The organism is Salinivibrio proteolyticus (genome assembly GCF_001996165.1).
GTDB lineage: Bacteria > Pseudomonadota > Gammaproteobacteria > Enterobacterales > Vibrionaceae > Salinivibrio > Salinivibrio proteolyticus.
In genome coordinates this window covers 23,492-45,744 of record NZ_MUFP01000017.1, presented here as the reverse complement: position 1 = coordinate 45,744, position 22,253 = coordinate 23,492, and the positions used below count along the sequence as shown (strand labels likewise).

Annotated in this window: 24 protein-coding genes and 7 tRNA genes; all 31 read right to left on the bottom strand. The window is 50.9% G+C overall.

Features of this window, described 5'->3' with window-relative positions:
- Positions 1 to 3: 3 nt before the first annotated feature.
- Positions 4 to 771, bottom strand: a complete 768-nt coding sequence (locus BZJ19_RS12885) for a DeoR/GlpR family DNA-binding transcription regulator (RefSeq protein WP_069590699.1) — start codon at positions 769 to 771, stop codon at positions 4 to 6.
- Between the two features lie 145 nt (positions 772 to 916).
- Positions 917 to 1,001 (bottom strand) — tRNA-Leu (locus tag BZJ19_RS12880).
- Between the two features lie 45 nt (positions 1,002 to 1,046).
- A tRNA-Leu gene (locus BZJ19_RS12875) sits at positions 1,047 to 1,133 on the bottom strand.
- Positions 1,134 to 1,176: 43 nt separating this feature from the next.
- Positions 1,177 to 1,253 (bottom strand) — tRNA-Met (locus tag BZJ19_RS12870).
- A gap of 9 nt (positions 1,254 to 1,262) precedes the next feature.
- Positions 1,263 to 1,337 (bottom strand) — tRNA-Gln (locus BZJ19_RS12865).
- A gap of 39 nt (positions 1,338 to 1,376) precedes the next feature.
- Positions 1,377 to 1,461, bottom strand: a tRNA-Leu gene (locus BZJ19_RS12860).
- A 42-nt stretch (positions 1,462 to 1,503) separates the two neighbouring features.
- Positions 1,504 to 1,580, bottom strand: a tRNA-Arg gene (locus tag BZJ19_RS12855).
- Positions 1,581 to 1,582: 2 nt separating this feature from the next.
- Positions 1,583 to 1,657, bottom strand: a tRNA-Gln gene (locus BZJ19_RS12850).
- Between the two features lie 119 nt (positions 1,658 to 1,776).
- The gene (glmU, locus tag BZJ19_RS12845) at positions 1,777 to 3,135 is read right to left on the bottom strand and encodes a bifunctional UDP-N-acetylglucosamine diphosphorylase/glucosamine-1-phosphate N-acetyltransferase GlmU (RefSeq protein WP_077675915.1); all 1,359 of its coding nucleotides are present in this window, start codon (positions 3,133 to 3,135) and stop codon (positions 1,777 to 1,779) included.
- Positions 3,136 to 3,291: 156 nt separating this feature from the next.
- Positions 3,292 to 3,714 carry a F0F1 ATP synthase subunit epsilon gene (locus BZJ19_RS12840; RefSeq protein WP_069590703.1) on the bottom strand — a complete coding sequence of 141 codons (423 nt, stop codon included), beginning with the start codon at positions 3,712 to 3,714 and terminating at the stop codon, positions 3,292 to 3,294.
- Positions 3,715 to 3,733: 19 nt separating this feature from the next.
- Positions 3,734 to 5,137: a F0F1 ATP synthase subunit beta gene (gene atpD, locus BZJ19_RS12835; RefSeq protein WP_069590705.1), complete on the bottom strand. Its 1,404-nt coding sequence runs from the start codon at positions 5,135 to 5,137 to the stop codon at positions 3,734 to 3,736.
- Between the two features lie 36 nt (positions 5,138 to 5,173).
- The gene (atpG, locus tag BZJ19_RS12830) at positions 5,174 to 6,040 is read right to left on the bottom strand and encodes a F0F1 ATP synthase subunit gamma (RefSeq protein ID WP_077663428.1); all 867 of its coding nucleotides are present in this window, start codon (positions 6,038 to 6,040) and stop codon (positions 5,174 to 5,176) included.
- Between the two features lie 46 nt (positions 6,041 to 6,086).
- On the bottom strand, positions 6,087 to 7,628 hold the full coding sequence (gene atpA, locus BZJ19_RS12825; protein WP_069590709.1) for a F0F1 ATP synthase subunit alpha: 1,542 nt from the start codon (positions 7,626 to 7,628) through the stop codon (positions 6,087 to 6,089).
- A 16-nt stretch (positions 7,629 to 7,644) separates the two neighbouring features.
- Positions 7,645 to 8,178: a F0F1 ATP synthase subunit delta gene (atpH, locus tag BZJ19_RS12820; RefSeq protein ID WP_077675914.1), complete on the bottom strand. Its 534-nt coding sequence runs from the start codon at positions 8,176 to 8,178 to the stop codon at positions 7,645 to 7,647.
- Positions 8,179 to 8,193: 15 nt separating this feature from the next.
- Positions 8,194 to 8,664 (bottom strand): F0F1 ATP synthase subunit B, encoded by a 471-nt coding sequence (atpF, locus tag BZJ19_RS12815; protein WP_077675913.1) that lies wholly within the window; start codon positions 8,662 to 8,664, stop codon positions 8,194 to 8,196.
- Between the two features lie 52 nt (positions 8,665 to 8,716).
- Positions 8,717 to 8,968, bottom strand: coding sequence for a F0F1 ATP synthase subunit C (gene atpE, locus BZJ19_RS12810; RefSeq protein ID WP_025672872.1), 252 nt, complete (start codon positions 8,966 to 8,968; stop codon positions 8,717 to 8,719).
- Between the two features lie 75 nt (positions 8,969 to 9,043).
- A complete protein-coding gene (atpB, locus tag BZJ19_RS12805) occupies positions 9,044 to 9,832 on the bottom strand; it encodes a F0F1 ATP synthase subunit A (protein ID WP_069590714.1) in 789 nt (262 codons plus the stop codon).
- An 8-nt stretch (positions 9,833 to 9,840) separates the two neighbouring features.
- A complete protein-coding gene (locus BZJ19_RS12800; RefSeq protein WP_069590716.1) occupies positions 9,841 to 10,230 on the bottom strand; it encodes a F0F1 ATP synthase subunit I in 390 nt (129 codons plus the stop codon).
- A 180-nt stretch (positions 10,231 to 10,410) separates the two neighbouring features.
- Complete coding sequence (locus BZJ19_RS12795; RefSeq protein WP_069590718.1) at positions 10,411 to 11,301, bottom strand: ParB/RepB/Spo0J family partition protein; 891 nt, start codon at positions 11,299 to 11,301, stop codon at positions 10,411 to 10,413.
- A gap of 8 nt (positions 11,302 to 11,309) precedes the next feature.
- Complete coding sequence (locus BZJ19_RS12790) at positions 11,310 to 12,107, bottom strand: ParA family protein (protein ID WP_069590720.1); 798 nt, start codon at positions 12,105 to 12,107, stop codon at positions 11,310 to 11,312.
- Positions 12,108 to 12,120: 13 nt separating this feature from the next.
- Positions 12,121 to 12,747 carry a 16S rRNA (guanine(527)-N(7))-methyltransferase RsmG gene (gene rsmG / locus BZJ19_RS12785; protein WP_077675912.1) on the bottom strand — a complete coding sequence of 209 codons (627 nt, stop codon included), beginning with the start codon at positions 12,745 to 12,747 and terminating at the stop codon, positions 12,121 to 12,123.
- The gene (mnmG, locus tag BZJ19_RS12780) at positions 12,748 to 14,637 is read right to left on the bottom strand and encodes a tRNA uridine-5-carboxymethylaminomethyl(34) synthesis enzyme MnmG (RefSeq protein WP_069590723.1); all 1,890 of its coding nucleotides are present in this window, start codon (positions 14,635 to 14,637) and stop codon (positions 12,748 to 12,750) included.
- A 393-nt stretch (positions 14,638 to 15,030) separates the two neighbouring features.
- Positions 15,031 to 15,483 (bottom strand): FMN-binding protein MioC, encoded by a 453-nt coding sequence (gene mioC, locus BZJ19_RS12775; RefSeq protein WP_069590725.1) that lies wholly within the window; start codon positions 15,481 to 15,483, stop codon positions 15,031 to 15,033.
- Positions 15,484 to 15,493: 10 nt separating this feature from the next.
- Positions 15,494 to 16,648 (bottom strand): GGDEF domain-containing protein, encoded by a 1,155-nt coding sequence (locus BZJ19_RS12770; protein ID WP_069590727.1) that lies wholly within the window; start codon positions 16,646 to 16,648, stop codon positions 15,494 to 15,496.
- Positions 16,649 to 16,798: 150 nt separating this feature from the next.
- Positions 16,799 to 18,163, bottom strand: a complete 1,365-nt coding sequence (gene mnmE / locus BZJ19_RS12765; RefSeq protein WP_077675911.1) for a tRNA uridine-5-carboxymethylaminomethyl(34) synthesis GTPase MnmE — start codon at positions 18,161 to 18,163, stop codon at positions 16,799 to 16,801.
- 98 nt (positions 18,164 to 18,261) lie between these two features.
- Positions 18,262 to 19,875 carry a membrane protein insertase YidC gene (gene yidC / locus BZJ19_RS12760; protein WP_069590731.1) on the bottom strand — a complete coding sequence of 538 codons (1,614 nt, stop codon included), beginning with the start codon at positions 19,873 to 19,875 and terminating at the stop codon, positions 18,262 to 18,264.
- A 2-nt stretch (positions 19,876 to 19,877) separates the two neighbouring features.
- Positions 19,878 to 20,138, bottom strand: coding sequence for a membrane protein insertion efficiency factor YidD (yidD, locus tag BZJ19_RS12755; protein ID WP_077456636.1), 261 nt, complete (start codon positions 20,136 to 20,138; stop codon positions 19,878 to 19,880).
- On the bottom strand, positions 20,090 to 20,461 hold the full coding sequence (rnpA, locus tag BZJ19_RS12750) for a ribonuclease P protein component (RefSeq protein WP_069590733.1): 372 nt from the start codon (positions 20,459 to 20,461) through the stop codon (positions 20,090 to 20,092). Before rnpA ends, yidD begins: the two co-directional genes overlap by 49 nt.
- 13 nt (positions 20,462 to 20,474) lie before the next feature.
- Positions 20,475 to 20,609, bottom strand: coding sequence for a 50S ribosomal protein L34 (gene rpmH, locus BZJ19_RS12745; RefSeq protein WP_025672864.1), 135 nt, complete (start codon positions 20,607 to 20,609; stop codon positions 20,475 to 20,477).
- Between the two features lie 222 nt (positions 20,610 to 20,831).
- On the bottom strand, positions 20,832 to 21,578 hold the full coding sequence (locus tag BZJ19_RS12740) for an amino acid ABC transporter ATP-binding protein (RefSeq protein WP_069590735.1): 747 nt from the start codon (positions 21,576 to 21,578) through the stop codon (positions 20,832 to 20,834).
- Positions 21,575 to 22,246, bottom strand: coding sequence for an amino acid ABC transporter permease (locus BZJ19_RS12735; RefSeq protein ID WP_077675910.1), 672 nt, complete (start codon positions 22,244 to 22,246; stop codon positions 21,575 to 21,577). Before BZJ19_RS12735 ends, BZJ19_RS12740 begins: the two co-directional genes overlap by 4 nt.
- Between the last annotated feature and the right edge of the window lie 7 nt (positions 22,247 to 22,253).

Here is a 22,253-nt window from a genome sequence, read left to right as displayed (position 1 = left end):
TCCTTATACATTGTCTACACAGATAACGTCTGTGCCGGTTTGTTCTATCGCGCGCCGAGTGTCTTCATCCAACGCATTATCAGTGATCAAGGTGTCGATACTGGACCACGCAAGCTCCAAGTTAGGGATCCGACGGCCAATTTTTTCAGACTCGATCATCACCACCACCTCTCGCGCGACTTCCGCCATCACCCGAGTCAGGCCCGTCATCTCGTTAAAGGTGGTCGTCCCGCGCGCCACATCAATGCCGTCAGCGCCCACAAAAAGCTGGTCAAAGTCGTACGCACGTAAGGTTTGTTCAGCCACTTGGCCTTGAAACGATTCAGAATGGGTATCCCAAGTGCCGCCCGTCATCAGCAGCGTTGGCTCGTGTTCGAGTTCACGAATGGCATTGGCAACCTGGAGTGAGTTAGTCATCACCACCAGGCCACGCTTTTTATCCAATAAAGGGATCAAAGCGGCGGTGGTCGTGCCACTGTCGACCACAATACGGTTGTGGTCCCGAATGCGCGCAGCGGCGGCATCGGCGATGCTTTGCTTTTGTTTCGAAACTTTGACGGCTTGTTCCGAGACCATTTCTTGCGGCACAGGCACCGCTCCGCCATAACGGCGCAGCAACAGGCCATTTTTTTCTAGCTCGGCAAGATCCTTACGGATAGTCACTTCTGACGTTTCAAAGCGTTGAGAGAGTTCGTCAACGCTGACGCTGCCCTGCTCGGTAAGCAAGGTAACGATGGTATGACGACGCTGTTGCGTGTTTCGTTTCGACATGTAACCTACCAACTTTCGTTTCGAAACTTATGGTAGTGAAAACACATCAAAGATCAAGAAAAGAACACAAAAAGTGACGAGAAATAAGCGGATAAACAAGAAATAACAAAAAAGCCCACCAGCAACAGCTGATGGGCTTCTAAGATGGTGCGGAAGGAGAGACTTGAACTCTCACACCTTGCGGCGCCAGAACCTAAATCTGGTGCGTCTACCAATTCCGCCACTTCCGCATATTTTTATGATAGCTCAGCGGGCGGGCTGAGTACCAATTGTCTTGGTGCGGGGGGAGGGACTTGAACCCTCACGTCCTTTCGGACACTAGCACCTGAAGCTAGCGCGTCTACCAATTCCGCCACCGCCGCAAACCGGTGTGATTTACCGCTTTTGGCGACAAATCGGAAAGAATGGTGGCTACGACGGGATTCGAACCTGTGACCCCATCATTATGAGTGATGTGCTCTAACCAACTGAGCTACGTAGCCAACCTAAAGTGGCTGGGGTACCAGGATTCGAACCTGGGAATGACGGGATCAAAACCCGTTGCCTTACCGCTTGGCGATACCCCAACTTAGTCATGCCGCTTTACGCCACATGCTTTCAAATAATGGTGCGGAAGGAGAGACTTGAACTCTCACACCTTGCGGCGCCAGAACCTAAATCTGGTGCGTCTACCAATTCCGCCACTTCCGCATTCCAAGTTGTTCATCTCACTTCATGGTAGTTGAAGAAAGATGGCGCGTCCGGGAGGATTCGAACCTCCGACCGCCTGGTTCGTAGCCAGGTACTCTATCCAGCTGAGCTACGGACGCGTTGGCTGGGGTACCAGGATTCGAACCTGGGAATGACGGGATCAAAACCCGTTGCCTTACCGCTTGGCGATACCCCAACTGAGGCGCGTATACTAGGCTGGTTTTTATCGGGAGTCAACACCTGATTTTACCAACCGCGCAAGTTTTAGCCGCTTGCGTGAAAAAGCCGTTGATACGCGCTCAACAGACAGTGATTTTACTGTTTTTTCGGCCGTTGCCAAGCCTCAATTGTCCTTGGTTTAGCGCGAGTGATGATAAGTTGACCATCGGAGACATCTTTGCTGATGGTACTACCGGCTCCGACGGTCACCCCTTCGCCAATCACCACAGGTGCCACCAGCTGAGAGTCTGAGCCGATAAAGGCATTGTCTTTAATCACGGTTTTATGTTTATTGGCGCCATCGTAATTGCAGGTGATCACCCCAGCACCAATATTCACGCCGCGTCCCACCTCTGTATCACCCAGATAAGTCAGGTGGTTGGCTTTCGACCCTTCCCCTAAGCGAGACTTTTTCATTTCCACAAAGTTACCGACATGCGCATCGCGAGCCAGTTCGGCACCCGGACGCAACCGCGTAAACGGACCGACTGTGCACGCTTCCCCAACGCTGGCCCCTTCAATGACGCTGTACGGGCGCACTAATGTATTGTCATCAATCTCACAATCAATCAGCACACTGCCTGCGCCGATGGTCACGTTATCCCCTAGGGTGACATTGCCTTCGATAATCACGTTGGCGTCAATGGTGACATCCAGCCCACATTGCAGTTGGCCACGCAAATCAAAACGCGCAGGATCGATGAGCATCACGCCACTAAGCAATAACTGTTCAGCCTGCATTTTTTGATATTCCCGCTCAAGGCGTGAAAGTTGTAGACGATTATTCACCCCTTCCACTTCAATCGCATTCACAGGGTGCACAGCTTGAATCGTGCGGCCTTGTTGATGGGCCAGCGCAATCACGTCAGTGAGATAAAATTCGCCTTGCGCGTTATTGTTATCAAGCTGCGATAACCAATGACGCAAGTCACGTCCAGTCGCCACCAGCACACCGGTATTGATTTCAGTGATGGCAAGCTGGCTTTCAGTGGCATCTTTTTGCTCAACAATCGCGACCACTTCCCCGTTTTCACGCACAATACGGCCATAACCGGTCGGATCGTTTTGATGCACCGTTAATAGACCAATCCCGCCCTCAGGCTGTCCTTCGAGCAAACGGGTTAAGGTTTGCTCTGAAATCAAAGGCACGTCGCCATACAGCACCAGAACCTGCTCATCATCACGAAAATGCGGTGCCGCCTGCTGTACCGCATGACCAGTCCCCAATTGCTCTGCTTGCAAACACCAGTTCACATCGCTATCAGCAAGCACCTGCTTCATGGTGTCGCCACCATGACCATAAACCAGATGAATCGACGCGGCGCCTAGCCCTTGGCAAGTGTCAATCACATGTTTCACCATAGGTTTACCGGCGAGAGTATGAAGCACTTTGGGAGTATTAGAATACATACGCGTGCCTTTTCCGGCCGCAAGAATTACTGCACTGTATTGCATAGTCTTTCCGTGATAAGAGAGATGAGTTGTCTATGATATTGCGCTTAGTGTAACGCGTTTTGGCTTGCGAGCGAATCGCCACCGAAAAAGTACACTCGTACAGGCAATAAAAAAGCGACGCCAACGCGTCGCTTTTATTTCACCGTGAGCGCCTGATTAACGCTTGTGTTTGGTCAGCTCGATCACTCGAAGCTTCGCAATCGCCTTAGCCAGGTCACTGGCCGCCTGAGCAAAGTCGATGTCACCGTGCTGATTGTGGATTCGCTCCTCAGCGCGGCGCTTCGCTTCTTCTGCCTTGGCTTGGTCTAGCTCTTCACCCCGAATTGCTGTATCAGCCAGCACAGTCACTGTGCCAGGCTGTACTTCAAGGGTGCCGCCAGAAAGATAAATGATCTCTTCGCTACCGCCTTGTTTGACGATGCGAACCATACCAGGCGTGATAGCGGTCAGCAGCGGTGTGTGTCCTGCGTGAATACCCAGTTCACCTTCGCTACCGGTCACCTGAATGTGCTCGGCACGGCCAGAGAACAATTGTCGCTCTGCGCTGACCACATCCAGATGGAAGGTTATCGCTGCCATATCGCCTCCTACTCAAGCCTTACAGGTTTTTCGCTTTTTCGAGCACTTCATCGATGTTACCGCAGTACAGGAATGCCTGTTCTGGGATATCGTCGTACTCACCACTGAGCAGGCCTTTGAAGCTTGCAATGGTATCTTTCAGCGAAACATAGACACCTGGTTGGCCGGTGAAGACTTCTGCAACGTGGTAAGGCTGAGTCAAGAAACGCTCAATCTTACGTGCACGTGCAACAGTCAGTTTGTCGTCTTCAGACAACTCGTCCATACCCAGGATGGCAATGATGTCTTTCAGCTCTTTATAGCGCTGAAGCACAGACTGTACGCCACGTGCCACATCATAGTGGTCCTGACCAACCACCAATGGGTCCAACATACGTGATGTAGAGTCCAATGGGTCGATCGCTGGGTACATACCCATAGACGCGATGTTACGTGACAGAACAACGGTTGCATCCAAGTGAGCAAACGTGGTTGCTGGTGACGGGTCAGTCAAGTCATCCGCAGGCACGTAAACCGCCTGTACCGAGGTAATAGACCCGGTACGGGTTGAGGTAATACGCTCTTGCAGCACACCCATCTCTTCAGCCAGTGTTGGCTGATAACCTACTGCCGATGGCATACGACCCAACAGGGCGGATACTTCAGTACCGGCAAGGGTATAACGATAGATGTTATCGATGAACAGCAGTACGTCACGGCCGTCATCACGGAATTTTTCCGCCATGGTCAAACCGGTCAGTGCAACACGCAGGCGGTTACCTGGTGGCTCGTTCATCTGACCATATACCATGGCCACTTTTGACTCTTCGGGCTTCTCAATGTTTACAACACCCGCTTCCTGCATCTCGTAGTAGAAGTCGTTACCCTCACGAGTACGCTCACCTACACCGGCGAATACAGACAGACCTGAGTGTTGCAGTGCGATGTTGTTGATAAGCTCCATCATGTTAACGGTCTTACCGACACCCGCACCACCAAACAGACCGATTTTACCGCCTTTCGCAAACGGACAGATAAGGTCGATAACCTTTACACCCGTTTCCAAAAGCTCAGTCGCGCTTGACTGTTCTTCGTAGCTTGGCGCTTCACGGTGGATAGAGTAACGCTCTTTCTCACCGATATCGCCACGCTCATCAATCGCATCACCCAGCACGTTGACGATACGGCCGAGGGTTTCTTCACCCACAGGGACTTCGATTGATTTACCTGTATTTTCTACTTCGATTCCACGACGTAGACCATCAGATGAGCCCATAGCAATGGCACGGACTACGCCACCACCTAGCTGCTGCTGAACTTCCAGCACCAGACGCTCGCCTTCACGTTTCACATTCAACGCATCATATACCTGAGGTACTGCGTCTTGTGGAAACTCTACGTCGACTACCGCACCGATGATCTGAACGATCTTACCTGTAGCCATCGTTATTCCTCTAAACTAGTTCGTTAACCCTTGCCTTTACACCGCGCTTGCGCCAGAAACAATTTCTGACAGCTCTTGGGTGATCGCAGCCTGACGGGCTTTGTTGTAGACCAATTGCAGATCATCAATCAGATTCCCTGCATTATCAGTCGCAGCTTTCATCGCCACCATACGTGCCGCTTGCTCACTGGCGAGGTTCTCAACCACACCTTGATACACCTGTGATTCCGCATAACGGACCAATAGGGTATCGAGCAACGGCTTTGGCTCAGGCTCATATATATAATCCCAAGCATGGCTGCGCTGCATTTCCTCGTCGTCTGACTTTGGCAAAGGCAGCAATTGATCGATCACTGGGGTCTGCACCATGGTGTTCTCAAACTTATTGAAAACCAAGTACAAGCGGTCCAGCTCACCTTCATCATATTTTTTCAGCATCACCCCAACGGTACCGATGAGGTCTTCCAGTGCTGGGGTATCACCCAGACCAGACACTTGCGCCACTACATTACCGCCGTAGCTGTTGAAGAAAGCTGTCGCTTTAGCGCCCACTAAGGCTAAATCAATCTCAGCCCCTTTTTGGGTCCAGCTTTCCATGTCACTGATAGCGCTTTTGAACATATTGATGTTCAAGCCACCACACAGCCCACGGTCTGTAGAAATGATGATGTAACCAACGCGCTTGGCTTCCCGCTCTTCCAAATAAGGATGGCGGTACTCCAAGTTACCCAGTGCAAGATGACCGATCACTTTGCGCATAGTGACAGCGTATGGACGTGACGACTCCATGGCTTCTTGCGTTTTACGCATTTTGGAGGCTGCCACCATTTCCATCGCTTTAGTGATCTTCTGTGTGTTTTTCACACTTCCGATCTTATTACGAATCTCTTTTGCGCCGGCCATAGTTACTCTCCGTTAGTGGGTGACCACCTGAGTGGTCACCTACGTTTTACCAAGTCTGGGTCGCTTTGAAATCTTCCAACAGCTTTTTCAGCTGTGCTTCAACTTCATCGTTATAAGCACCAGACTCATCGATCTGAGCCGCTAGGTCAGCGTACTGACTCTTAGCAAAGGCCAGCAGAGAGCGCTCAAAATCACCGATTTTGTTCAACTCAACGTCTGCTAGGAAGCCTTTTTCCGCAGCGAAAATCACCAGCGCCTGCTCAAACACAGACATAGGTGCATATTGCATCTGCTTCATCAGCTCGGTCACTTTCTGACCGTGGTCCAATTGCTTCTTAGTAGCGTCATCCAGATCGGAAGAGAACTGAGCGAACGCCGCAAGTTCACGATACTGTGCAAGCGCGGTACGAATACCACCAGACAGTTTTTTCATGATCTTGGTTTGCGCAGAACCACCAACACGCGATACCGAAATACCTGGGTCAACCGCTGGACGGATACCTGCATTAAACAGCTCAGTTTGCAGGAAGATCTGACCATCAGTGATCGAGATAACGTTGGTCGGTACGAATGCAGATACGTCACCGGCTTGGGTTTCAATGATAGGGAGTGCGGTCAACGAACCGGTTTTTCCTTTCACTTCACCCTTAGTGAACTGCTCAACATAGTGCGCATTAACACGTGCCGCACGTTCTAGAAGACGTGAGTGCAAGTAGAAAACGTCACCTGGGAAAGCTTCACGGCCTGGTGGACGACGTAGCAGCAGCGAGATCTGACGATATGCAACAGCCTGCTTAGACAGGTCATCGTAAACAATCAGGGCATCTTCACCGCGGTCACGGAAGTACTCACCCATTGCACAACCCGCGTAAGGCGCGAGGTATTGCAATGCTGCCGCTTCAGACGCTGAAGCCACCACAACAATGGTGTTTTTCAGTGCGTCATGCTCTTCCAGTTTGCGCACTACGTTCGCAATGGTCGACGCTTTTTGGCCGATCGCAACGTAGATAGAGTAAATACCAGAATCTTTCTGGTTGATGATGGCATCGATCGCCAGCGCGGTTTTACCGGTTTGGCGGTCACCGATGATCAGCTCACGCTGACCACGGCCGATTGGGATCATCGAGTCAACCGCTTTATAGCCGGTTTGAACAGGTTGATCGACCGATTGACGTGCGATAACACCAGGGGCAATCACTTCGACTGGCGAAGTGGTTTTGGTTTCGATCGGACCTTTACCGTCGATCGGCTCACCCAGCGTATTCACAACGCGACCCAGAAGTTCAGGGCCAGTCGGGACTTCAAGAATGCGACCTGTACCGGTCACTTTCATGCCTTCTTGCAGGTCCGCATAAGGACCCATCACAACCGCACCCACTGAGTCACGCTCAAGGTTCAATGCAAGTGCATAGCGGTTGCCAGGCAGTTCAATCATTTCACCTTGCATAGCATCAGCAAGGCCGTGGATGCGAATGATACCGTCGCTGACTGACACGATGGTACCTTCGTTACGCGCTTCACTTACAACGTCGAATTTCTCGATACGCTGCTTGATCAGATCGCTTATTTCCGTGGAATTAAGTTGCATGCTCCAATTCCCCAAATCAAGACTGCAATGCATCGCTCAGACGGCGCATACGGCCGCTTACTGAGTTATCGATGMCCAAGTCTCCAGCTCGAATAACAACCCCGGCAACCAGGGCTTCGTCTACACTACAGTTCAGCTTTACTTTGCGCTCAAGACGCGCGGCGAGCTTGTCACTGATGGCTTGTTGTTGCTCTTCGGAAAGAGCCGTCGCTGAAATCACTTGGACTTCCGCTTCTTTTTCCAGATCGCGGCGCATGGCCAGGAACTGTTCACAAACCTCAGGCAGGGCTTTTAGGCGCTGGTTCTCTGCCATTACCTTAATCAGGTTCTGGCCGAACGTGTTGAGCTGATCGCCACCAACTGCGATAAATAATTCCGCTAACTTGTCAGCGGAATAGGAGGCGTCCAGCATATGTTGGACGCGCTCATCACGGGCGATCTCAGCAGTAAAGGCGAGCATTTCTGCCCATTGGGACAGCTCGCCTTTTTCTACCGCAAAATCAAAGGCTGCTTTCGCGTAGGGGCGAGCGATTGTTGTCAGTTCAGACATTGCTGCCCCTCCTTATTACAGTTCTGCAGTGATTTTATCGAGAAGATCTTTATGGGCATTCTGGTCGATAGAACGCTCAATAATTTTCTCGGCACCAATAACAGCGAGCGATGCAACTTGCTTACGCAGCTCATCGCGAGCACGGTTACGCTCTGCTTCCAACTCGGCTTTACCCTGATTCAGGATATTGTCGCGCTCAGCAGCCGCTTCAGCACGCGCCTCGTCGAGGATTTGTGCTTTGCGTTTGTTCGCCTGCTCGATGATGTCAGTTGCAGCGCGCTTCGCTTCTTTCATTTGCTCAGAAGCATTTGCCTGGGCCAAATCCAGGTCTTTGGCAGCACGATCTGCCGCCGCGAGTCCGTCAGCAATTTTCTTCTGACGCTCCTCAATCGCTTGCATCAATGGTGGCCATACATATTTCATGCAGAACCACACAAAGATTGTGAATGCGATTGCCTGGCCTAGCAGAGTTGCGTTGATATTCACAACAGCGCCTCCTTAATCATTAGCTAAAGGGTCTGTTCAGCTACTAGCCAGATTACAGTTGACCTACAAATGGGTTCGCGAAAGTGAACAGCAGTGCGATTACGATACCGATCATTGGTACGGCGTCCAGAAGACCCGCGATGATGAACATCTTCACTTGCAGCATAGGAGCCATCTCAGGTTGACGTGCTGCACCTTCAAGGAATTTACCACCCAGCAGGGCGAAACCAATCGCAGTACCTAGGGAAGCAAGACCTACAATGATGCCCACGGCAATTGCAGAAAAGCTCAATAAAGTTTCCATCACTATCTCCAGTTTTCGTTGTCGGCGTAAACGCCAATAATGACTAACAAATTGCTTACTAACTAAAAAATGTCATCAATGATCTGAGTCTTCGTGTGCCTGCGAGAGATACACGATGGTCAACATCATAAAGACAAAGGCTTGAATTGTAATGACTAGAATGTGGAAGATTGCCCACGGCACAGAACCCAGCCATTGCGCCCACCACGGCAGCAATGCCGCGATAAGAATAAATACCACCTCACCGGCAAACATGTTACCGAACAGACGCATCCCAAGAGAAATCGGTTTCGCCAGCAGCGAGACGACTTCCAACAGGAGGTTGAACGGGATCATGATAGGGTGATTGAACGGGTGCAGAGCCAGCTCTTTTGCAAAGCCGCCTAGGCCCTTAATCTTGATGCTGTAGAAAATCATCAAGAAGAACACGCCCAGCGCCATCGCAAGGGTGATATTTACGTCTGCAGTTGGCACTACTTTCAAGTAAGGAATGCCTAACCAATGTTCCGCTGGATACGGTAGAAAATCGATGGGGATTAAGTCCATCGTATTCATCAGGAATATCCAAACGAAGATAGTCAGGGCCAAAGGTGCAATCAGTGGATTTCGTCCGTGGAAGGTTTCGCGAACGTTATCATCAACGAACTCAACCAAGATTTCGACGAAACACTGAAGCTTACCTGGGACACCTGTCGATGCTTTCTTTGCCACCGATCGGAAGATGCCTAGGAAGACGATACCGATGAGGACAGAGAAAAACAGGCTATCAATGTGAACCGCCCAAAATCCTTCACCCACTGACAAATTAGTCAGGTGGTGAGAGATGTAGCTAGACGGTGTAAGCGCATCACCTGACGCAGCCATAACTCATCCTATTTGTTGTTGTTAATGAATAAAACTGGCGCGAGGATGTTAATCCCTAATGCCAGCAAATAGGCCAGTTTGAGGGGAACGAGTTCCACCTCGATATACAGGTAAGCAAGGACAAACAGGACGACGGTCAGTGAAATTTTTAACACTTCACCGCTGAAGAAGGACGCGACTACAAATTTTGCAGCTCTTGCCCCACTAAAAAGGAAAGCACACGACGCAAATGCAGCATTGGCAATCACAAAGATGCCGCCGCCGATCAGCGCGGATTTTCCCCAGTCGACATTGATAGCGAGTGCCATCACGCTTGCCGTTGCTAATACGACGCCAGCTTGCAAAAGCACCAATTTTGTCGCGATAACACGACCCGGCCGCGCGAGCGTCGATACCATGTATTTGTTCCTCGATTCCGTTCCACTTAGCACTGTTGCCGTGCTGGGAAAACAGCGAAAATTATACGTTTCACCCCAGCTAATGCAATCGCATCGATGTAAAAAAGCGGGGAAAATTTTACAACAGAGTAACCTGATCACAGTAAGCGCTTTTATGTAACAAAAAGCGAATGGCACGGGTCACACTTCTTCGTCGAAAATTGCAAGAATTTGCGCTAACTTGTCAGATTCTTCGAAATTGATCACCAATTTACCACTACCATTTTTCTGTTGTGTTAATGCCACTTTCACCCCAAGCTTGTCGCCGAGGCGCTGCTGTAGTGCCTCTACTTCAGGTGATAATTCTGGCCTTTTCGCTTCAACTTGCGGTGAAAGCATTTTTTTCACTAGTTTTTCTATCTGGCGGACGGTCATTTTTTTGTTGACGGCAGTCAGTGCCGCATCAATTTGCGCGTCTCCTTCCAACGCCAGCAGGGCACGTGCGTGGCCCATCTCGAGTTGTTTGTTAAGCAGCAGTTGTTTTACCCCAGACTCTAACCCATTCAAGCGCAATAAGTTGCTGATGGTAGTGCGAGATTTACCAAGCGATTCAGCCAGTTGCTGGTGGGTGAGTGAGAAGTCATTGACCAAGCGTTCAAGCGCTTGAGCTTCTTCCATCGCGTTCAAATTTTCGCGTTGGATATTTTCAATCAACGCCACCGCACTGGCGACTTTGTCACTCATCTCACGGACCAAGCAGGGCACTTTGGCCAAACCGGCTTGCTTTGCTGCTCGCCAGCGACGTTCGCCAGCAATAATTTCGTACTGCCCGTTTTCAGCGTGGCGAACCACGAGGGGCTGAATAATACCTTGAGCGCGAATGGATTCGGTYAACTCTTCCAGCGCCTCTTCCGCCATATCTTGGCGTGGCTGGTAAAGACCCGGCACCAACGCCGATACCGACAATTGCTGCAATTCGCTATTGCTCGCATCGGTGGATTCAGGTTCGGATGTATAACGAGACTGAGCTTGTGCACTGGTCGCCAACAAGGCATCCAGGCCCTTTCCAAGACCGCGTTTCGCTGAATTCATTGTGTTCCTCAGGCATTGACAGCGTCGGCAGAAGCGCGTGATTGCTCTTCTCGACGCAGAATTTCACCCGCAAGGGCTAGGTAGGCTTTGGCACCACTGGATAACTTGTCATAGTACATGGCGGGTCGGCCATGACTTGGCGCTTCCGCGAGCCGCACATTGCGGGGAATCACAGTACGATACACCTTATCACCGAAGTGTTTTTTGATCTGATCCGATACTTCGGTCGCTAATCGGTTTCTTGGGTCGTACATGGTGCGCAATACACCTTCAACATGAAGGTCGGCGTTCACGACGCTAGCCAGTTTACTGATGGTATCCATCAATGCAGTGAGCCCTTCCAACGCAAAATATTCACATTGCATGGGGACGAGTACCGAGTTTGCTGCGGTCATCGCATTGATGGTAAGGAGGTTCAAAGACGGGGGACAGTCGATAAAAATGTAATCGTAACGTGCAACCACAGGCTCAAGCATGGTGCGTAGGCGCACTTCACGGGCAAACACTTCCATCAGCTTGATTTCTGCGGCAGTGACATCACCGTTCGCCGCAATCAGGTCATAGCCGCCAGACGTATCGCTGACCACCACTTGTTCAAATGGGGCTTCTTCAACCAGTAGATCGTAGGCGGTGGCATGGACATCGTATTTATCCACACCACTGGCCATGGTCGCGTTCCCTTGTGGGTCAAGGTCGATAAGTAGCACCTTGCGATTAGTGGCTGCCAGCGATGCCGCTAAGTTGACACTCGTGGTGGTTTTACCCACACCGCCTTTTTGGTTTGCTACCGCGATAACTTTACCCACGTGCCTATGACCTCTACTCGTTAATCTTTGCTCTCAAGATTACTAGATGACGCGCCCCTTCCAATCCCGGCACCTTCAAAGCTTTGATATCGGTCACAGAACAATCAGTCGGCAGGGCATCTAGCTCCTGTTGGTCCACCTGTCCTTTCAAGGCGTAAAACAGCCCACGCGTATGAGGGAGGTGATGACACCAACTCACCATGTCATTCATCGACGCAAACGCGCGACTTAGCACACCATCAAACCCGATTTCAGGGATAAACGCTTCGACACGGCTTTGTACCGGCGTCACATTATCGATGCCAAGCTCGTGCAGCACTTGGCGAATAAAACGAATCCGCTTACCTAAGCTGTCGAGCAAGGTGAACTGTTTATCTGGGTTGGCGATGGCCAAAGGGATCCCGGGCAAACCCGGTCCTGTTCCGACATCGATAAAGCGTTCACCTTCCAAGTGTGGTGATACTACCAAGCTATCAAGGATATGTTTCACCACCATGTCTTCTGGCCGACGAACCGAGGTCAAGTTATAGGCTTTGTTCCACTTGTCGAGCAAGCCTACATAATCAAGCAGCTGCTGTTGTTGCGACGGAGAAAGCGCAAGGCCGGCTTTCGCCAGCCCTTGTTGAAGTTGCTGTTGCATTTAGGCTCCTTTTTTGAGCATGCCGTGCTTTTTCAAATGCACCAGCAAAATCGAAATAGCCGCCGGCGTGACACCTGAGATACGCGATGCTTTACCGACCGTTTCCGGACGCGCGTCTTGTAGCTTGCCACGTACTTCGTTTGAAAGACCTTTGATCTGCATGTAATCAAGTTCAAATGGGATCACGGTATTTTCATGGCGCTGAGACTTTTCGATCTCGTCTTGCTGACGTTCGATATAGCCGGCGTATTTCACTTGGATCTCAACTTGCTCGCTAGCTTGAACATCGTCATGCGCCGGACCAAAGGTCGGCAACGAGACGATATTTTCATAGCGGAGCTCTGGGCGACGGAGTAAATCTTCTCCGTTTGCTTCACGCGTCAGCGGTGTTTTCAGCATGGCATTGAGCGCATGGACATCGTCTGAGTGAGGATGAATCCAAGTACCACGCAGACGCTGACGTTCTTGCTCCATGTTTTCCATTTTTTGGTTGAAGCGAGCCCAGCGTACATCGTCTACCAGTCCCAGCTCACGCCCTTTTTCGGTTAAGCGCATATCGGCGTTATCTTCACGCAACAGCAAACGGTACTCGGCGCGCGAGGTAAACATCCGGTAAGGCTCTTGGGTGCCCATGGTGGACAAGTCGTCAATCAACACGCCCATGTAAGCTTGATCGCGACGTGGGCTCCATCCTTCTTTGCCTTGAGCTTGTAACGCGGCATTACAACCGGCCAACAACCCTTGTGCTGCGGCTTCTTCATAGCCGGTAGTACCATTGATTTGTCCCGCAAAGAACAAACCGTGGATAAATTTGGTTTCCAGGGTGTGCTTGAGATCGCGCGGATCGAAAAAGTCATACTCAATCGCGTAGCCTGGGCGGATCACGCGCGCATTCTCAAACCCTTTGATCGAGTGGATGATCCCCATTTGCACATCAAACGGTAAGCTGGTGGATATCCCATTTGGATACAGCTCAGTGCTGGTCAATCCTTCCGGCTCGACGAAAATTTGGTGTTTGTCTTTGTCCGCAAAACGCATCACCTTGTCTTCGATCGACGGGCAATAACGTGGGCCAATACCTTCAATCACCCCAGCATACATCGGGCTGCGATCAAGATTAGCGCGAATGACATCATGGGTTTTTTCATTGGTGTAGGTGATGTAGCACGGAACTTGCTGTGGGTGCTCAGACACATCGCCTAAAAATGAAAACACCGGACAAGGAGTATCCCCGTGTTGGGTTTGCATCACACTAAAATCAACCGAGCGAGCATCGATACGTGGCGGAGTACCGGTTTTTAGGCGATCCACCCGAAATGGCAAGGCACGTAAGCGATCCGCGAGTTTGTTTGACGGTGGATCCCCAGCACGACCACCGGCATAGTTATCCAGTCCAATATGGATTTTACCGCCAAGGAAGGTTCCCACGGTCAATACCACGGTAGTGGCACTGAATTTGAGCCCCATTTCGGTCTCGACGCCAGTGACACGATCTTGGTCGACGATCAAATCCACCACGGCTTGTTGGAACAGTGACAAATTTGGCGTGTTTTCAAGGGTATGACGAATGGCTGCCTTGTACAGCGCACGGTCTGCTTGAGCACGTGTCGCCCGTACCGCTGGGCCTTTCGACGCATTAAGGGTTCGAAATTGGATCCCGCCTTTATCAATGGCTTGCGCCATCGCACCGCCTAACGCATCGATCTCTTTTACCAGGTGTCCTTTCCCGATCCCACCGATCGCTGGGTTGCACGACATTTGACCCAACGTATCAATGTTATGGGTCAATAACAGCGTTTTTTGGTTCATCCGTGCAGCGGCAAGTGCCGCTTCGGTACCAGCATGGCCACCACCAACAACGATGACGTCAAAGTGATCCTGGTAAAACATGATTAAAGCCTCAACCTGGGTAAGTGTGTGAGCATGAACTAAGCAAAAGGGGCGACATTCTAGCGCTTTTTCCGCCAACAGTGAACCAAACCTTGATCAAGATCGTCTATGGGCGTTAGCTATATATAAATAAGATCTTTATATAGATCTTTTGTTAGATCTTTTATTAGGGAAGACGATCTTTGTGGGTAACTGGAAAAAGATCATAGAGATCAAGGATCTTAAAACGATCACTTGTTGTGGGCGGCCTTGGATCCGATCCTGTATCACCTGGGATCAAAATGGCATGTTATCCACAATGGTAGGGAAGGAGTAAAACTATTAAATGGATAACTAAAGGAAGATCACTGGGTTATTCCTTAGTTATCCACAGATTGAATGGTTAAATAATGCTCACTTGATTTTGTGGATCAAGGGTTCCCACTCGGTAAACCAACGTTCCGCTTCATCCTCAGGGACCGGATGCGCTTGAATATCAATATCGATCCGTTCCCCGACTTTGACGGCGCCAAGGTCTTGTAACAAGGCATCGGCCTTCATGCCCGCCTCGCAGAAGGTGTCATAGCTTGAATCTCCAATGCCGACCACACCGTAATGGAGATCGCGCAGCATTGGCCGTTCGCTCATTAACTGCTCCATCAGAGGCGCGATGCTATCTGGAAAGTCGCCAGCCCCATGGGTGGACGTGACGATCAATAATGTACTGGCGCTTAGTACATCATCGAGGATCCCTTCATTGACGACGTGGGCCTGATGGCCTTTTGCTTGCAGGAGATCGGCAAGGTGATCACCGACATATTCTGCACCACCGAGCGTACTGCCGGTGATGATGGTTACATTTGCCATACTGTCCTCATTATTCACGGTTATCGCGACTAGTATTTCGGCAGTTGGGTTCAGAGTCAATCGATGAAGGTGTAGCAAAATCAGGGGCGTTGCTGGGATGGCAAACAATTTGATTGCCCCCTGCGAATTTGGCGTCTGTCATCGCCCGAGTGGCTTGATCAATCAAGGGAATAGCGTAGATTTTTCCTTCCATTTGTTGCACTAAGCCAATCGATACGGTGAGCGCATAAGCGCCGCCAGCAAAGGTAAAAGGCGTTTCCGCAATGGCTTGTCGGCACTGAGCGGCCCAATGGGGAGCGGCTAAGCAGGCTTGGCCCGCCAACATAACCAAAAACTGATCGGCATGGGTACGGCTGATAATGGCGTCATGCGGTAGGTGGCGAGTAAGAAGTTGGGCGGTAAATTGAAGGAGCTGATCACCCGTATCGCGGCCATATCGCCAATTAAGAGATTGAAAACCATCGAGATTGATGCACAGAACGGCCAGCGGATTGTCTGAGGTCGCGCGACCGTGCTGCGCGACACATTGGTAGAAATAGCTGGCGCTCCACGTTTGGGTAAGGGCATCACGTTGAATCTGCTGACGAGCTTGGCGATTAATGGCATATAAATCAAATAAATAAAAATCCATGAGTACTACGGACAGTGCGACAAACACCAATACCACACTTAAATAGAGGGTCTGTGCGTGGAGACTAGAGAGATAAACTAACGGCGTGGGGGCGGGAAGCACTTGCGCGGCGAACATCAACGCGATGGCGCCCAATGCGAGTCCGTAGCGAGCAAAGCGCTCTGTGGGCTCAAAGACTAAAACCACCACGGTCGGTACCACCAGCAGCAACAGCTCGTTTTGGCTGTTCGCATCCAGTACCCAGTAAGACATCACAAACTGTTGGGCAAAGAACACCCCAAAGAGCCAATAGCGCGCAATCGACCAACGACCCGCTGCCATTATCCCCCATACGCCCGCATACAAGCCTGCGTAGAGGAGGTTGTGCCACGCGGCGATAGCGCTTTGAAAGGCAAACCAATAGAGCGCGGAGAAGATAAGTGTGCCGAGCACACAAATAAGCCCTAACAGATTGATCATTCGAATCTGATGGCGCATGAGTTGGTTCTGACGGGTTAAACCGATCGATAAGATCGGATTTAAGGACGAGAGCATTTCACCTCCAGCTAGACGCTCTATTAACGTAGCAGATCATGGTGAAAACTGTGGGGATAAGTCAGGATCTTAGTCTGAGGATAACCGCGATCAGCGCCGCCAGAATAAGGGATCCTCGCGGTAAGGATCCCTTGAAGGAGCTGGGGATAATTATTTTCCGATACAGAACGAGGAGAAAATTTTGCCCAGCAAATCGTCAGCCGTGAACTCACCGGTAATGGTGTTGAGGTGTTGCTGGGTTAAGCGCAATTCCTCGGCAAGGATTTCGCCTGCCATATAGCCTTCTAGCTGCGCTTGGCCGATGTCGAGGTGGTGTGCGGCGTTGGCGAGTGCATCCAGATGACGACGACGTGCCATAAAACTGCCTTCGCTGCCTCCAGCATAGCCCATACAGGCTTTTAGATGCTGGCGTAAAGCATCAACGCCTTCTCCGGTTTTGGCACTCAAGCGGATTAGTGCAGGCTCACTGACTGCACACAAACCGAGTGGCTCTTCAGTGATATCGGCTTTGTTGCGGATCACCGTCATCCCCATGCCCTCGGGTAAGCGAGAGACAAACTCTGGCCAAATTTGGGCCGGGTCGGTCGCCGTGGTTGTGGTGCCATCGACCATAAACAATACCCGATCGGCGTGTTCGATTTCACTCCAGGCGCGCTCAATCCCAATCCGCTCCACTTCATCCGAGGCATCCCGTAAGCCGGCGGTATCGATGATATGCAGTGGCATACCGTCAATGTGAATATGTTCACGGAGCACATCGCGGGTGGTGCCTGCGATTTCGGTGACAATCGCGCTCTCTTTACCGGAAAGAGCATTGAGCAAGCTGGATTTACCGGCATTCGGGCGTCCGGCAATGACCACCTTCATCCCATCGCGCATAATCGCCCCTTGATTGGCTTCTTTACGCAACAGGGCGAGACGCTCAATGATATGCCCAAGATCGCTGGCCACTTTACCGTCAGAGAGAAAATCAATCTCTTCATCAGGAAAGTCGATGGCCGCTTCCACATACATGCGCAGATGAATCACTTTTTCGACCAGTTGGTTGACCTGCTTGGAAAAAGCCCCTTGCAGGGACTGCAACGCAGAGCGAGCCGCTTGTTCTGAGCTGGCATCGATTAAATCGGCGATTGCTTCGGCCTGGGCTAAATCCAGCTTATCGTTTAAGAAGGCGCGCTCGGAAAATTCACCGGGTCGGGCTGCTCGTACGCCGTCAAAGGCGCTGATTCGCTGAATAAGCATGTCCATGATCACCGGGCCACCGTGACCTTGCAGCTCTATAACATCTTCACCTGTGAATGAATTGGGGCCTTTAAAGAATAGGGCAATGCCTTGATCGATAGGTTGACCTTCTTGATCGAGAAAAGGCAAATAATCTGCACGACGAGGCACTAACTCGCGTCCCGTCATTTTTGTACCAATCTCATGAGCGAGAGGGCCGGACACGCGGACAATCCCTACGCCGCCGCGGCCTGTTGCTGTGGCTTGTGCCACGATAGTGTCGGTTTGAGCCATATTGCGCACTCTTGATGTCGGTGACAGGCCTAAAGGCCGTAAACGTGAAAAAGGCGACCGCGTGGTCGCCTTTTTATTATTGCTTGACGCGGCCTAACTTACGAGCGGGAATGAAGGCCTTTTTTCTCCAGCGATTTGTAAATCAAGGTTTGCTGGATAAGCGTCACGATGTTCGATACCAACCAGTATAGAACCAGACCGGATGGGAAGAACAAGAAGAAGAAGGTAAAGACCACGGGCATAAAGGTCATGATCTTCTGCTGCATAGGATCAGTGACTGTGGTTGGACTCATCTTCTGGATCAGGAACATAGAGGCGCCCATCAGAATTGGCAGCACGTAGTAAGGGTCTTGTGCCGACAAGTCTTGAATCCAGCCAAAGAAAGGTGCATGACGAAGTTCAACTGACTCCATCAGTGCCCAATAAAGCGCAATGAAAATAGGCATTTGCAGTACCAGCGGTAAACAGCCACCCAAGGGGTTCACTTTTTCACGCTTGTAAAGCTCCATCATTTCTTGGCTCATGCGCTGACGATCGTCACCGATACGCTCTTTCATTTCTTGCAGCTTAGGCTGCAGCATGCGCATTTTCGCCATCGAGGTGTACTGCGCTTTGGTCAGTGGGTACATCGCACCACGGACAATGAAAGTCAGCATGATAATTGCGATACCCCAGTTGCTGACGAAGGTTTGAATCGTCGAGAGCAACCAGTGTAGTGGCTTAGCGATAAACCACAGCCAGCCATAGTCGACTACCAAGTCTAGGCTTGGCGCCACCGCGGCCATTTGCTCTTGCAGTTTCGGACCAACCCACAAGGTTGCAGTGAGCGTTTTACTGGTGCCTGCTGCAATGGTATCGCTGGTTTTGGTTTGGATATAACCATACTGGGCGGTAGTACGGGTGCTCAGCACATTATTGTCCGCACGTGGGATCCACGCGGTAGCAAAGTAGTGCTGGATCATCGCTGCCCAACCTTGGTTAAACGTCACATTCAAGTTTTTGCTTTGCATGTCATCAAAGCTGTATTTTTCGTAACGTTTATCGTCGGTAGAGTAGGCGCCACCACGGTAGGTTGGCATGGTTAAGCTGCCACCGTCGTCCAGCAGGTTTTGTTTTAGCTGGGTGTACATGGTGACACTGGCGTTGGCATCGGTTTGGTTATCGATGGTGTGCTCTACATCCACCGCATAGCTGCCACGCTTAAGCACAAAGGTTTTGGTGTACGTGATCCCGTCTTTTTCAACCGTCATTGGCACGCGCAGGGTGTCTTGGTCGTCAGAGAGGGTAAAGGTGTTTTGCGCCACCTGATACTGGGCACGGCCTTGCGCAGTATCAATACCATTGGCACCAATTAAACCGCTTTGCGCCACAAAGGTATGATCGGGCTTGGTGTGCAGCAGCGTGAAAGCATTGTCAGAGTTGAGCTCCGCATCGTACTGAGGCAGCTCGGCGTGCACAACATCACCGCCTTGTGTATCCACTTTAAGTGTTAATACATCGGTTTTGATGGTGACGAGCTTGTCAGAGACAGGCTGTGCATCGAGAGACGTGGTATCGCCATTGTCGCTGCTAGGCACGTCACTGTGAGTGGTTTGCTGCTGCTCAACGCCCTGTCCCTGCGGCTGCGGGGATTCTGGTTTGTTCCATTCCATGTACAGCATGAAAGAAACGAACAATAGGGCAATCAACAGGATATTACGTTGGGAATCCATTGTTAATTGTCTCTGTTATGGTGGTCGCAAGGCGGCACGGGATCGTAACCGCCATCATTCAAAGGGTGGCATTTTAATAGACGTTTGCCTGCCAACCAACACCCTTTTATCACACCATGGGATTGAATCGCCATGATGGCATAGTGGGAACAGGTTGGTGTAAACCGGCATCGTGGCCCAATCAATGGGCTGATCACCAGTTGATATCCCCGAATCAGCGCGATGAGCGCTTTTTGCGCGGCGGTCGCGACAAACGTTGCCATAACTTGTCCAATTCGTCTCGCAGCGCTTGATTGCTTAGGTCGTTGGCACTTTTTTTCGCGATCACCACAAAATCTTTCGCCGGTAGTTGATGCTGACGTAAACGAAAGCTCTCGCGAACCACACGTTTAAAGCGGTTGCGATCAACGGCAAGTTTGATTTGCTTTTTCGGAACAGCTTGACCGAGACGTGGGTGGTCGAGCGAGTTAGATCGGGCGAGTATGGTTAAGTGCGGCGAACCTGCGCGATGCGGTTGCTGGAAGACGGCACTGAAATGTTCGGGAGTTAGCAGACGTAACTCCCGAGGATAAGCGAGCTTATTCACAAATCACTGCGGATTATTTAGAAAGCTGCTTGCGGCCTTTCGCACGGCGAGCGGCAATGACCTTACGGCCGTTCTTAGTCGCCATGCGCGCACGGAAACCGTGAGTGCGCTTACGCTTTAGAACTGAAGGTTGAAAAGTGCGTTTCATGGTTTCTACCTTTATTACTGATCAGTGTTAGGTTTGTTAACCCGACGTGGGAGGTTAGCAACAGGCAATACCTTAGCCAATGTCTCCGACGCCTCTCAACAAAGAGGGCGGATTGTAGCCATTGACTAACGATTAGTCAATCACTAAACCGATGCCACTCCGGGCCGGGAATTATAAGCGCTCAGTCAGAGATCGCAAGGATCCTTCGTTTACGATCGCTAGTTAAGACGCGATCCCGACTTGATTCAAAAACTTATGCAAGCGTGGATCGGCGCAGTGATTAAACAGCCAATCCGGTGTGCCTTGGGCTATGATGTGACCGTCGTTCATAAACACCACGCGGTCAGCAACATCGCGAGCAAACTGCATCTCGTGAGTGACCACCAGCATGGTTTGATGGCGTGTGGCGAGCTTTTTCATCAACGCCAATACTTCGCCAACCCACTCTGGGTCTAATGCAGAGGTAGGCTCATCGAAAAGCAGTAATTCGGCCTCAAGTGCCATCGCTCGGCCAATGCCAACCCGTTGTTGCTGTCCACCCGATAAGGAAGCGGGGTAATGGTCTCCTTTATCACCCAAGCCTATGTCGTCGAGAATTTGTTGCGCGCGTTGACGTGCTGCCTCTTTAGACCAGCCTTTTACCGTTCGCAACCCTTCGGCGATATTGTCTCGTGCCGTGAGGTGAGCAAATAAGGCATAATTTTGAAACACAAAGCCTGTCTGGCGCCGCAACGCCAAAATCGCCTGTTTACGGGTGCTTGCATCGCCACTATCAACACGCTGATCGCCGATACTGATCACCCCTTGCTCCGCGCGTTCTAGGAAGTTAATACAACGCAATAGGGTAGATTTTCCCGTACCGCTCGGACCAATAATACACACGATTTCGCCACGCTCGATGGACAAATCGATGCCATCAAGTACCGCGACGCCTTGGTAGACTTTTTTAAGCTTTTCTATCTTAATCATCGTTGGTACGCCTTATTAAGATGGCTTTCTGCCCAAAGTTGCACTCGGGTCAAAGCGACCACGACCGCCCAGTAGATCAGTGCGACCGCCAAATAGGCTTCGAAGAATTTAAAGCTCGACGACGCTTCCATCTGCGCCTTCGCCATGATTTCTGCCACCCCGAGCGTGAAGGCGAGTGATGTGGCTTTGATCATATCGATGAAGTAATTCATCAGCGAGGGAAGTGCGATCCGTGCTGCCTGTGGTAACACAATGCGCTGCATGGCTTGGCGAGTCGTCATACCAATGGCCAGACTGGCTTCCATTTGGCTGCGATCCACGCTGGTAATGGCGGCACGAATTGACTCGGCCATATAAGCAGAAAAGTGTAAGCTGATCCCGATCACCGCGGCTGTGAGAGCATCCATTCCGACTAACGCGGGGATGACCTGAGGCAGACCGTAATACAGTAAAAATAGCTGAACCAGAAGTGGTGTACCGCGAAAGAAACTAATAAACAGTTGCGCGAGGCCATTGAAAACCGGTAGGCGAAACACGCGGATCAGTGCAATCGTCACTGCCAAAATCAGTGCAAACACTAATCCCCACACCGCCATCTCTAACGTGATCCCCAGATACTTCAGCAGTAACGGGAACAGAGAGGCCATATAGTCAAAATCAAACGCCATGTCTGTC

Bases quoted from the DNA above. Each gene is read 5' to 3' on its own strand.
- rpmH (WP_025672864.1), bottom strand. From the start codon at position 20,609: ATGAAACGCACTTTTCAACCTTCAGTTCTAAAGCGTAAGCGCACTCAC.
- atpA (WP_069590709.1), bottom strand. From the start codon at position 7,628: ATGCAACTTAATTCCACGGAAATAAGCGATCTGATCAAGCAGCGTATC.
- atpD (WP_069590705.1), bottom strand. From the start codon at position 5,137: ATGGCTACAGGTAAGATCGTTCAGATCATCGGTGCGGTAGTCGACGTA.
- atpB (WP_069590714.1), bottom strand. From the start codon at position 9,832: ATGGCTGCGTCAGGTGATGCGCTTACACCGTCTAGCTACATCTCTCAC.
- BZJ19_RS12885 (WP_069590699.1), bottom strand. From the start codon at position 771: ATGTCGAAACGAAACACGCAACAGCGTCGTCATACCATCGTTACCTTG.
- yidC (WP_069590731.1), bottom strand. From the start codon at position 19,875: ATGGATTCCCAACGTAATATCCTGTTGATTGCCCTATTGTTCGTTTCT.
- mnmE (WP_077675911.1), bottom strand. From the start codon at position 18,163: ATGGCTCAAACCGACACTATCGTGGCACAAGCCACAGCAACAGGCCGC.
- mnmG (WP_069590723.1), bottom strand. From the start codon at position 14,637: ATGTTTTACCAGGATCACTTTGACGTCATCGTTGTTGGTGGTGGCCAT.
- BZJ19_RS12840 (WP_069590703.1), bottom strand. From the start codon at position 3,714: ATGGCAGCGATAACCTTCCATCTGGATGTGGTCAGCGCAGAGCGACAA.
- rsmG (WP_077675912.1), bottom strand. From the start codon at position 12,747: ATGCAACAGCAACTTCAACAAGGGCTGGCGAAAGCCGGCCTTGCGCTT.
- BZJ19_RS12770 (WP_069590727.1), bottom strand. From the start codon at position 16,648: ATGCTCTCGTCCTTAAATCCGATCTTATCGATCGGTTTAACCCGTCAG.
- yidD (WP_077456636.1), bottom strand. From the start codon at position 20,138: ATGGCAACGTTTGTCGCGACCGCCGCGCAAAAAGCGCTCATCGCGCTG.
- BZJ19_RS12740 (WP_069590735.1), bottom strand. From the start codon at position 21,578: ATGATTAAGATAGAAAAGCTTAAAAAAGTCTACCAAGGCGTCGCGGTA.
- BZJ19_RS12800 (WP_069590716.1), bottom strand. From the start codon at position 10,230: ATGGTATCGACGCTCGCGCGGCCGGGTCGTGTTATCGCGACAAAATTG.
- mioC (WP_069590725.1), bottom strand. From the start codon at position 15,483: ATGGCAAATGTAACCATCATCACCGGCAGTACGCTCGGTGGTGCAGAA.
- atpG (WP_077663428.1), bottom strand. From the start codon at position 6,040: ATGGCCGGCGCAAAAGAGATTCGTAATAAGATCGGAAGTGTGAAAAAC.
- glmU (WP_077675915.1), bottom strand. From the start codon at position 3,135: ATGCAATACAGTGCAGTAATTCTTGCGGCCGGAAAAGGCACGCGTATG.
- atpE (WP_025672872.1), bottom strand. From the start codon at position 8,968: ATGGAAACTTTATTGAGCTTTTCTGCAATTGCCGTGGGCATCATTGTA.
- BZJ19_RS12735 (WP_077675910.1), bottom strand. From the start codon at position 22,246: ATGGCGTTTGATTTTGACTATATGGCCTCTCTGTTCCCGTTACTGCTG.